7 protein-coding genes are annotated in these 11,278 nt (G+C 70.8%); 6 read left to right on the forward strand and 1 reads right to left on the reverse strand.

Annotation, left to right across the window (positions count from 1 at the left end):
• Nucleotides 1–37 precede the first annotated feature (37 nt).
• From AB0G28_RS14290 to AB0G28_RS14305, 4 genes are all read left to right on the forward strand, one after another.
• Entirely contained in the window at nt 38–838 is an 801-nt protein-coding gene (locus tag AB0G28_RS14290; RefSeq protein WP_361087984.1) for a lysozyme, read from the forward strand.
• A gap of 187 nt (nt 839–1,025) precedes the next feature.
• Complete coding sequence (locus tag AB0G28_RS14295; RefSeq protein ID WP_361087987.1) at nt 1,026–1,895, forward strand: lysozyme; 870 nt, start codon at nt 1,026–1,028, stop codon at nt 1,893–1,895.
• Nucleotides 1,896–2,082: 187 nt separating this feature from the next.
• Complete coding sequence (locus tag AB0G28_RS14300) at nt 2,083–3,027, forward strand: hypothetical protein (RefSeq protein ID WP_361087990.1); 945 nt, start codon at nt 2,083–2,085, stop codon at nt 3,025–3,027.
• Between the two features lie 4 nt (nt 3,028–3,031).
• The gene (locus AB0G28_RS14305) at nt 3,032–4,114 is read left to right on the forward strand and encodes a pentapeptide repeat-containing protein (RefSeq protein ID WP_361087993.1); all 1,083 of its coding nucleotides are present in this window, start codon (nt 3,032–3,034) and stop codon (nt 4,112–4,114) included.
• A 1,069-nt stretch (nt 4,115–5,183) separates the two neighbouring features.
• Here the strand turns inward: AB0G28_RS14305 and purL are convergent.
• Nucleotides 5,184–7,466 carry a phosphoribosylformylglycinamidine synthase subunit PurL gene (purL, locus tag AB0G28_RS14310; protein ID WP_361088026.1) on the reverse strand — a complete coding sequence of 761 codons (2,283 nt, stop codon included), beginning with the start codon at nt 7,464–7,466 and terminating at the stop codon, nt 5,184–5,186.
• Between the two features lie 337 nt (nt 7,467–7,803).
• Between purL and AB0G28_RS14315 the strand changes: the two genes are divergently transcribed.
• Together AB0G28_RS14315 and AB0G28_RS14320 are read left to right on the forward strand one after the other, a co-directional pair.
• A complete protein-coding gene (locus tag AB0G28_RS14315) occupies nt 7,804–9,438 on the forward strand; it encodes an ABC transporter ATP-binding protein (RefSeq protein WP_361087996.1) in 1,635 nt (544 codons plus the stop codon).
• Nucleotides 9,435–11,180 (forward strand): ABC transporter ATP-binding protein, encoded by a 1,746-nt coding sequence (locus AB0G28_RS14320; protein WP_361087999.1) that lies wholly within the window; start codon nt 9,435–9,437, stop codon nt 11,178–11,180. The genes AB0G28_RS14315 and AB0G28_RS14320 overlap by 4 nt, the downstream gene beginning before the upstream one ends.
• Nucleotides 11,181–11,278 lie beyond the last annotated feature (98 nt).

An 11,278-nucleotide genomic window follows, 5' to 3' on the forward strand; every position in this document is an offset into this window, starting at 1 on the left:
CTGAAGAAGTCTCACGAGATCGGTGGGGAGCCAGAGGGTGAAACGTCAGTCGCTGCCCTTCGCCGCCGTCCTCGCCGCCGCGCTCCTCGTGGCCGGGCAGGCGCCGGCGAAGGCCCTCGACGTCTACGCCGGCGCCGAAGACCACTACGCGGGTTCGCAGATCGCCAAGGTCGAAGGCGTCGACGCGGTGCCCAGCGTGCTGTACGGGGGCAGTGACCAGCAGCTCGGGCACGACGTCAGCGGGCACCAGGGGCCGGTCGACTGGCCCGGCGCGGCGGGGGCGGGCGCCAAGTTCGTCTACGTCAAGGCGACCGAGGGCACCGGCTTCGTCAACCCGCAGTTCGCGCAGCAGTACAACGGCTCGTACAACGCCGGCCTGATCCGCGGCGCCTACCACTTCGCACGGCCGGACGTCTCCGACGGCGCGCCGCAGGCGCGGTACTTCCTCGCCCACGGCGGTGGCTGGTCGGCCGACGGCAAGACCCTGCCGGGCGCGCTCGACGCGGAGTACAACCCGTACGGCGAGACCTGCTACGGCAAGGACGCGGCGGGCATGGTCGCCTGGATCCGCGACTTCTCCGACACCTACCGCGCGGCGACCGGCCGGTTCCCGGCGATCTACACGTCGACGAGCTGGTGGAAGCGGTGCACCGCCAACAACGGCGGCTTCGGCGGCAACCCGCTCTGGATCGCGCGCTACAACACCTTCATCGGCGAGCTGCCGTCCGGCTGGAGCGTGCACACGATCTGGCAGTTCGCCGACCGCGGCACCCTGCCCGGCGACCAGAACTGGTTCAACGGCGGCGCCGACCGGCTGCTCGCCTTGGCCCTCGGCTGACCCGCGCATCAGTAATAAGTGTTAACCACTGACCAATTGAAGATCGAATACCCGAGAAAATCACCCACACGTATACCCAATTTCACGGAACTGAGTGACAAACGCCACTTCGTCCTCAACAATCGTGCGCGAGCGGCTACCTGCAGTAAGCCGCTCTCCGCGAGGGTATCCGTGAAGGGATTCCATGATGTCCACATCCCGAAGAGGGCGGCTCCGCGCTGCCCTGGTCGTCCCGGCCACGCTGCTCCTGCTCGGCGGCACGGCACAGGCGACGACGTTCTCCCCCGAGGTCGACCCGGTGGCCGCGATCAACGCGGACATCGCGCAGCACAACCACGAGCTGGGGTCGCAGATCCGGCGCGTCGAAGGTGACACGTCGACGCCGGAAACACGGCAGGCGGCGCAGCAGCCGCAGCCGGCGCAGGCCATCCCGAACCAGGTGCTGGCCACGGTGGCCGGCATGGACGTCGCCAGCTACCAGGGCAACGTCGACTGGGCGAGCTGGTGGAACCAGGGCAAGCGGTTCGTCTGGACCAAGGCCACGGAGAGCACCAACTACACCAACCCGTACTTCGCGCAGCAGTACAACGGCTCCTACAACCAGGGCTTCATCCGCGGCGCCTACCACTTCGCCACCCCGAACACCTCGAGCGGCGCGGCCCAGGCCCGGTACTTCGTCGCCCACGGCGGCGGCTGGTCGAAGGACGGCAGGACGCTGCCCGGTGCGCTGGACATGGAGTACAACCCGTACGGCGCGACCTGCTACGGGCTGAGCAAAGCGGCGATGACGTCGTGGATCCTCGACTTCCACGACACCTACCACTCCCTGACCGGGCGCTGGCCGGTGATCTACACGTCGACGAGCTGGTGGGGCAGCTGCGTGAGCGGTGACTTCTCCAGCACGGCTCCGCTGTGGGTCGCGCGGTACTCGTCGTCGGTCGGCACCCTGCCTTACAACTGGGGTTTCTACACGGTCTGGCAGTACACCTCGAGCCCGCTCGACCAGGACACCTTCAACGGTGCCTACGACCGGCTCCAGGCGCTCGCCACCGGCTGAGCCGCACCCGTCCGCTCAGCTGCCCGGCTCCGGTCCGCGACGACTTCGCATCGTCGCGGGCCGCGAGCCGGTTTCATGCCGTACCGTCCGAGCTTGCAGAACTGCCGCTGCCACGTCCGGGGGAACCCCACCCGCCTGCCGGACGTCTGAAGCGCACTGGCACCCGAGCGCCCGGAAGGCATGAAAGATGACGTACCCGCCTCAGCCGGGTCAGCCCGGTCAGCCCGACCCGTACGGAAGGCAGCCGCAGTCCGGCGGCTTCCCGCAGCAAGGCGGGTGGGACCCGAACCAGCAGCAGCAGCCGTACCCGACGCAGCAGTACCCGCAGGGTTGGGACCCGAGCCAGCAGGGGTACGCGCCGCCTTCCGGCGGGTTCCCGGCGAACCCACAGCCGACCTGGGGAGATCCCCACACGCAGCAGCAGGCGTGGGGTGATCCTCAGCAGCAGGCGTGGGCGGATCCGAACGCACAGCAGTCGGCCTGGGCGGATCCCAACGCGCAGCAGTACGGCCAGCAGGCGTGGACCCCGAACGCGGGCGGCCAGGTGTCCGGCTGGGACCCGGCGACCGGTGGCTACGCGCAGGGTTTCGGCGGGCCGCCGGCGCCGCCGAAGAAGAGCCGGACCGGGATGTGGATCGCCGTCGGCGCCGCGGTGGTCGTCGTGCTCGCCCTGGTGGGTGTCACGGGTTTCGTCACGCCCGGGTTCTTCCTGTCGAAGGAGGACAACACCGCCGCGGCCCCGCAGTCGAGCACGTCCGCGAAGCCGTCGGCGCCGAAGACGACCCCCAAGAAGACCACCGCGCCGACGACGAAGCCGTCGACGTCCGACGGCGGCGGCAGCGGCTCGGACGCCAAGGCCGTGCTGCAGAGCTTCATCACGAAGCTCAACGCGGGCGACAACGAGGGCGCGGTCGCGCTGGGCTGCGCCGACTCGAAGCGGCTGCTCGACTCGTGGCTCCGGACGTTCCTCAAGCCGCCGCTGCAGTTGCAGCTCGGCGAGGTGCCGGACGACGAGTACCTGGTCGAGGGCGAGGTCACCGGGACGTCGGCCGGCAAGCCGGTCAAGGGCACGCTGAGCGCGACGAACTTCGACGACAAGGGTTTCTGCATCAGCACCATGCTGGTTTCCTGAGCCGGTGAAGCTGTGGCGATCACCGCTGGCGTGGACGTTCCTGGCGTCGGTGGCGCTGTTGCTCGGGGTCGGCGGCTGGCTGCTGACCGACCCCGCCACGAGCCGCAGTGACGCGCTGAAGACGGGCGGCCTGGCGGGCGGCGCGATCGTGGCGCTGTACGCGCTGTGGCTGAACGACCGGCGGCGGCAGGTCGAGGAACGGCGCCAGGAAATCGAGCGGCAACGGCACGAACTGGAGTCGCAGCGCGCGGAACAGGACCGCGAGCGGGTCGCGGACGAGCGGTTCGCGAAGGCCGTGGAGTTGCTGGGGCACGCGGCCGACCAGGTGCGGGTGGGGGCGTTGCACGCGCTGGCGGGCCTGGCGCGCAGCCGGCCGGAGTACACGCAGACGGTGCTGGACGTGCTGTGTTCGTATTTGCGGCGGCCGTTCCAGCACCCGCGGTACAAGGACGCCTCGGAGCAGGAAGGTCCGGACGAAGAGCGGGAGCTGACGGTCCGGCTCACGGCGCAACGCCTGGTGGTGGGATTGCTGCCGTTGGCGTCCGACGCGTCGGCGGAGTCGTTCAACCTGGACCTGACGGGCGCGACGCTGGAGTATTTCGACTTGTCGAAGCGCCGGATCGGCGACCTCTGGCTCCGCTATGCGAGCCTCTACAGCAGCACGAACCTCAGCGGAGCGGTGTTCACGGGCAAGGCGTACTTCACGGGCGCAGGCACGGGATCCGGCAGGCTGATCGGGATGTTCCGCTGCAAGGGAGCCCGGTTCGAAGGCCACGCGTGGTTCAGCGGCACCGGTTTCGCCGAGCTGGCAGACTTCACGAACACGACGTTCGCGGGGCCGACCACGTTCAAGGACGCGAAGTTCGCGCGGGACGCGGATTTCCAGGGTGTGAAGGTGCTCGATTCGCTGGACCTGCGGCGGGCGAGTTTCAGTGGCCAGACGGACCTGCGGTTCGCTGCCTTGCCGGACGCGGTTTCGCTGTACAACACGCGAGTGCGGGCGGAGAAGGAGATCCGGTTGCCGGCGGGCTGGGATGTCGAGGAACTGCGGGACGGGGACGCTCGGATCGTTGCCAAGGCGGGTTGAGCGGCAGCCCCCGCTATTCCGAGGCCGGGTTCGGGCAAAGTCGTGGCGCCGTTTTCCGGTGCCGAGCCGTCGTAAACCGCACGCTGAGGCATGACCGGCGGCCCCCACCCAGACCTCCCCGCAACCCCGATACGAAGCCAGAACACGGACGGCAGTGCCGGGTCAAGGCACGCTTTCCCGCCTTGACGCGGTACCGCCGGCCGTAGTCACAATTCCGGCTTCGGGGTGGTGGGGCCCTGAGCGCCACCACGGAACACCGCAGCAGCGATCGGCCATGCCGGAACCCCCCGCCATTCCTAGCCAGGGACTCTGGCAAAGTCGCTTTCAGATGCCTCACCGGCGTGAACGGCAACGCCGAGGCATGACTTGCACACCACCCAGACCCTCCGCGCCGCCCCGATACGAAGCCAGAACACGGACGGTAGTGCCGGGTCAAGGCACGCTTTCCCGCCTTGACCCGGTACCGCCGGCCGTAGTCACTGCGGCTTCGGGGCGGTGGGGCCCTGACCGCCACCACGGAACACCGCAGCAGCGATCGGCTTTGCCGGAGGCCCCCGCCATTCCTAGCCAGGGTCCGGCAAAGTCGCTTTCAGATGCCTCACCGGCGTGAACGGCAACGCCGAGGCATGACTTGCACACCACCCAGACCCCTCCCCGCAACCCCGATACGAAGCCAGAACACGGACGGTAGTGCCGGGTCAAGGCACGCTTTCCCGCCTTGACGCGGTGCTACCGGCCGTAGTCACAATTCCGGCTTCGGGGTGGTGGCTTTAGGGAGCTGCGAGCGCCGGCCACTGTCGCGAACCCTCGCGAGGCGGGCCGGTGATGGGTTCAGCAGTGGTCCGATGTCGTGAACGACTCGTTCAAGACGTCGGACGACAGGAAAGAGTCCTTCACGACATCGCGAACCCCGTCTCCGGCGGACGACCTTGCCGGAGCCCCCGCCACTCCCAGGGGGGCGTCCCCGGGTCCAGTCTACCGGTGGGGTGGGCCAGAAAACCTGAAATCGCCTCCGCGGCCCCGACTTGTCCACAAGCGAGCCCGCTTGTGGACAAGTCGGGTTCGCGGGTCAGTCGAACAGCGCCGGGAGGGTACCCTCCCAGGCTTCGCGCAGCTCGTCGAGCGTGAACTCCGTGATGCCCTGCAGCTCGAGCGTGCCCGACTCCGGGTCCACCACGCCCGTCTTGCGCCACGGCAGGCCGCGGGCCGTGCACATCTCCGTGAAGCGGAGCTCTTCCGTGCGCGGGACCGCCACCAGCACCCGGCCCGCCGACTCGGAGAACAGCTGGACGAACGGGTCCTGGTCGCCGTCCAGGAACACGCGGGCACCGCACTGTCCGATGAGGACAGTCTCGACCAGTGTCTGGATCAGGCCGCCGTCCGACAGGTCGTGGGCCGCCGAGATCATGCCGTCGCGGGAACCCGCCACCAGGATCTCCGCCAGCAGCTTCTCGCGGGCCAGGTCCACGCGCGGGGGGACGCCGCCGAGGTGGCCGTGGAGCTCGCGAGCCCAGGCCGAGCCGTCCAGCTCGTCGTGCGTTTCGCCCAGCAGCAGCAGGGTTTCGCCCGCCTCCGCGCCGATGCCCGTCGGGATGCGGCGGGTGACGTCGTCGATCACGCCCAGCACGCCGATCACCGGCGTCGGGAGGATCGCCGTGTCACCCGTCTGGTTGAAGAAGCTCACGTTGCCACCCGTGACCGGGATGCCCAGCTCGACGCAGCCGTCCGCGAGGCCGTGGACCGCCTGCTCGAACTGCCACATCACGCCCGGATCCGTGGGGGCGCCGAAGTTGAGGCAGTCAGACACCGCCACCGGCGTCGCGCCGCCCGTGGCCACGTTGCGGTACGCCTCCGCCAGCGCCAGCTGCGCGCCGCGGTACGGGTCCAGGTACACGAACTTGCTGTTGCAGTCCGTCGCCACCGAGACGCCGCGGCCGGTCGACTCGTCGATCCGGATCATGCCCGAGTCCGACGGCTGGGCCAGCACCGAGTTCCCGCGCACGTACCGGTCGTACTGCGACGTCACCCATTCCTTCGACGCCTGGTTCGGCGACGAAATCAGCTTGAGGACGTCCGCGCGCAGTTCGTCCGGAGTGGACGGACGCGGCAGCTTCGAAGAGGTGTCCGCGATCAGAGCGTCCTGAGTGGACGGACGCTCGATCGGCCGGTCGTACACCGGGCCCTGGTGGGCGACCGTGTGCGCCGGGATGTCGACGACGACCTCGTCGTGCCAGGTGATGACCAGGTGCTCGCCGTCGGTGACCTCGCCGATGTCGGTCGCGATGACGTCCCACTTGCGGCACACCGCCATGAACGCCTCGACGTTCTCCGGCGAGACGACCGCGCACATGCGCTCCTGCGACTCGCTCGAGAGCACCTCCGCGGGCGTCATCCCGGTGGCGCGCAACGGAACCCGGTCGAGGTAGATGTGCATGCCGCCGTCACCGGCCGCCGCCAGCTCCGACGTCGCGCAGGACAGCCCGGCGCCGCCGAGGTCCTGGATGCCGACGACGAGCTTCTGCGCGAACAGCTCGAGGCAGCACTCGATGAGCACCTTCTCGGTGAACGGGTCGCCCACCTGCACGCTCGGCAGCTTCTTGCGGCCCGACGCCGACTCGTCACCCGAAAAGGTGTCACTCGCGAGGACGGAAACGCCGCCGATGCCGTCGAGGCCGGTGCGGGCGCCGAACAGGATGATCTTGTTGCCGGTGCCGGACGCGAACGCCAGGTGCAGGTCCTCGACGCGCATCGCGCCGACGCACAGCGCGTTGACGAGCGGGTTGCCCGAGTACGAGGGGTCGAAGACGAGCTCGCCACCGATGTTCGGCAGGCCGAGGCAGTTGCCGTAGCCGCCGACGCCGGCGACGACGCCGGGCAGCACGCGCTTGGTGTCGGGGGCGTCGGCCGGGCCGAAGCGCAGTGCGTCGGCGACCGCCAGCGGCCGCGCGCCCATCGCCATGATGTCGCGGACGATGCCGCCGACGCCGGTCGCGGCGCCCTGGTACGGCTCCACATAGGACGGGTGGTTGTGGCTCTCCACCTTGAAGGTGACCGCCCAGCCCTCGCCGATGTCGACGACGCCCGCGTTCTCGCCGATGCCGGCCAGCATCTTGGCCTTCATCTCGTCGGTGGCGGTCTCCCCGAAGTAGCGCAGGTGCTTCTTCGAGGACTTGTAGGAGCAGTGCTCGCTCCACATCACCGAGTACATGGCCAGCTCGGCGTCGGTGGGCCGGCGGCCGAGGATCTCCCGGATGCGGGCGTACTCGTCGTCGGCGAGCCCGAGCTCGCGATACGGCTGGGTGTGGTCCGGGGTCGCCCCGGCCCGCTCGGTGGTGTCAACGGTGCTGGTCACGGTGTCCGTGTCAGGGTTCGCCACGGCCGCCAGGATACGTGCCGGGCCCGGACGCCCCGGACGGTGGGCCGTCGAAATCGGACGGCCCGCGGCCGGTGTGACCGAGCCGACATCCGGCGCCCCGGTGAGGGCCGGGACCAGTGGGCGCCCTTGGGGACAACTCGGGTGCGACGACCCGGAATTGTCGGTCCCCGCGAGTAGCGTTGAAACCGGGGGTCCCCCTCGAGCGGCAGGGGCGCCACGGGTGGCAGCGAGGCGACGACGGCGGGGCTCGGGTGAGGGCGGCGGCCGGAAAATCGGTCGCCTTCGGCTGGTCGGCGGCTTACCGTCGGGAATCGTGCTTTCCGCCACGTATCCCTTTCCGCCGCTGCGGCTGCCCGCTCGGCCGAGCGCGAGCCGCTTCCTGCTCGCCGTGTTCCGGGCCCGGCTGGGCACCGTTCTCGGCGCGGCCGCGATCGGTGTCGTCTGGGCGCTGCCCGGTGCGCTCGTGCCGCTGGTGGTCGGCCAGGGCATCGGTGCCATCAGCGCGCACGACGGTGCCGCCGTCGGGCGGTGGGCGCTGGCCGCCGCGCTGCTCGGGGTCGTTCAGGCGCTGACCGGGACCTGGCTGCACTTCCTCAACTACGGCTTGTGGCTGCACGGCGCCGGCTCGACGCAGCGCGCGGTTTCGGCGCACACCACTCGCGTCGGCGCCGGCCTGCGTGAGCAGACGACCACCGGCAACCTCGTCGCGATCAGCACCACCGACATCAACCACGTCGGCAACACCGTCGAGGTGACCAGCCGGGCGTTCGGTTCGCTGATGGCGTTCGTCGCGGTCGCGGTGTGGCTGATCTCGACGTCGCCGCTGCTCGGCGTGGTCGCGCTGGTCGGCGTGCCGGTCGCGGTGCTGGGCATCGGGCCGCTGCTGGCGCCGCTGCAGAAGCGCAAGGCGAAGCAGCGCGAGAAGCGCGGAGACGTCAACGCGCTCGGCGCCGACATCGTGTCCGGCCTGCGGATCCTGCGCGGCATCGGGGGCGAGCGGCGGTTCTTCGCCCGCTTCCGCGACACGAGCCAGCGGGTGCGGCGGGCCGGCATCGAGGTCGGCAAGGCCGAGTCGTGGCTGGCCGCGGCGGAGATCGCGCTGCCCGGCCTGGTCACCGTGGTGATCACCTGGCTGGGCGCGCGGCTGGCCGTGTCCGGCGAGATCGGGGTCGGGCAGCTGGTGAGCTTCTACGGCGTTTCGGCGTTCCTGATCTGGCCGGTCACCTCGGCGACCGAAGCGGTCGGCACGATGACGTCCGGGCTGGTCGCGGCTCGGAAGGTCGTCGCGCTGCTGGCCATCCGCCCGAAGCTGGCGGACCCGGAGTCGCCGGTGCCGCTGCCCGAAGGGCCGCTGGAGCTGGTGGACACCGAGTCCGGCGTCCGCGTCGCGGCCGGGCGGCTGACGGTCGTCGACTTCGGCGCCGACGGGGAAGCGGTCGCCGACCGGCTGGCCCGGTTCGCCGACCCGGCCGAGGGCGAAGACGTGCTGGTCGGCGGGGTCCGGGCGGACCAGGTCGCGCTCGCGGAGCTGCGGCAGCGGGTCGTCTACGCGCACAACCAGGACATCTGGTTCTCGGGCGTGCTGCGCGAGCAGCTGGCGCCGGCGCGGCCGAGCGGCGTGGACATCGCCGAAGCGCTGTACGCGGCCGACGCCGACGACATCGTCGAGGCGCTGCCCGAGGGCGTCGACGAGGTGATCGGCGAGCGCGGACGCGAGGTGTCCGGCGGTCAGCGGCAGCGGCTGAACCTGGCCCGCGCGCTGGCCACCGACGCGGACGTCCTGGTCCTGGACGAGCCGACGTCGGCGGTCGACGCGCACACGGAGGCACGCATCACCGAACGCGTCGCCGCGCTGCGGCGCGGCAAGACGACGGTGGTGTTCAGCCAGAGTCCCTTGTGGACACATGTGGCGGACGAAGTCTTCACGGCGAAGGTAGTGACGGTATGAAACGGCTTCCCACGGCGTCCCGGCGGGACGTCCGCCGCTGGGCGCTGAAGACGGCGGTGAGTCACCGACGCGAGTTCACGCTGCTGCTGGGTTCGCTGGCCGTGGCCACGCTGATCGGGCTGGCCGGGCCGCAGCTGCTCGGTGCGCTCGTCGACGACGTCGCGGCCGGCACGACGACGGCGCACGTCGACGTGCTGGCGGTGGCGTTCGTCGCGATCCTGGTGCTGCAGGCGCTGGCGCGGAAGGTCGCGCGGATGCGCGGCGCGGTGTTCGGCGAACTGGTGCTGGCCAAGACCCGCGAGGAGTTCGTCGGGACGGCGCTGCAGCTGCCGCTCGGCACCGTCGAGGCCGCCGGCACCGGTGACCTGCTGAGCCGGGCCACCACCGACCTCGGCCGGATCGACCACGCGGCGCGGTTCGCGGCGCCGGAGATCCTGGTCGCAGCGGTGACCGTGGTGTTCACGGTCGTCGCGATGGTGCTGACGTCGCCGCTGCTGGCGCTGGGCCTGCTGGTCGCGGTGCCGCTGCTGGTGCCGGTCAACGTCTGGTACCAGCGGCGGATCCCGGCGGTGATGCAGTGGATGCTGGACCGCTGGGCGGACCTGACGACCAGCGTCCACGAGACCGCGGAAGGCGCGCGCACGGTCGAGGCGCTCGGGCTGACCGGGCGGCGGATCGACGCCGCGCACGACGCGCTGGACCAGAGCATCCTCGGTGAACGCCGGATGCGGGTGCTGCAGCTGCGGTGGCTGCCGTCGCTGGAGATCAGCTACGTCGTGCCGCTGGCGGTCATGCTGCCGCTCGGGCTGCTCGCGTACACGCAGGGCTGGGCCGGGCTGGGCGAGATCACCACGATGCTGCTGTACATGCAGGCGATGGCCCCGCCGCTCAACGAGGCACTGTTCTGGCTGGAGGACCTGCAGGTCGCGGCGGCCGCGGCCCGCCGGATCCTCGGTGTCCACACCGTCGCGACGGAGGACGAGCCGAAGGTGACGGAGGTGCCGCGCGGGCGTGACATCGACGTGCACGGCGTCCGGTTCGCCTACACCGCGGACCGCGAGGTGCTGCACGGCATCGACCTGCGGGTGCCGCGCGGCGAGCGGCTGGCGATCGTCGGGCCGTCCGGCGCGGGCAAGTCGACGCTCGGCCGGCTGCTGGCCGGCATCGCGGCGCCGTCGTCGGGCTCGGTGCGCATAGGCGGCCAGGACGTCTCGGCGCTGGCCGACGACGTGCTGCGTGGCGAGGTCCTGCTGCTGACCCAGGAGCACCACGTGTTCTCCGGGACGCTGCGGCAGAACCTGGCGCTGCCGGCCCGCCGGGCGGGCGGCGACTGGACGGACGACGAGCTGGTCGCGGCCCTGGCCTCGGCGGGCGCGGCGGACTGGGTCGCGTCGCTGCCGGACGGGCTCGACACGAAGCTCGGCTCGGGCGAGTACCCGGTGCCCGCGGCGATCGCGCAGCAGCTGGCGCTGGCCCGGGTGGTCCTGGCCGACCCGCACACGCTGGTGCTCGACGAAGCGACGTCGCTGCTGGACACCGGCTCGGCGCGGGACCTGGAGAAGTCGCTGAACAGCGTGCTGGAGGGACGCACGGTGATCGCGATCGCCCACCGGCTCCACACGGCCGCGGCGGCCGACCGGGTCGCGGTGGTCGAAGGCGGCCGCATCACCGAGCTGGGCCCGCACGAGGAGCTGCTGTCGGCGGGTGGCTCGTACGCGCGCCTGGTGGCGGCGGCGAGCTAGATCCGAGGTTCGTCGACAGCGGCCCGGGGATGCGCCCCAATGTGGCGTTCGGTGCGTCCAACGCACCGAACGCCACATTGGGTGCGTTGGACGCAACC

Source organism: Amycolatopsis sp. NPDC021455, from assembly GCF_040640995.1.
Lineage (GTDB): Bacteria > Actinomycetota > Actinomycetes > Mycobacteriales > Pseudonocardiaceae > Amycolatopsis.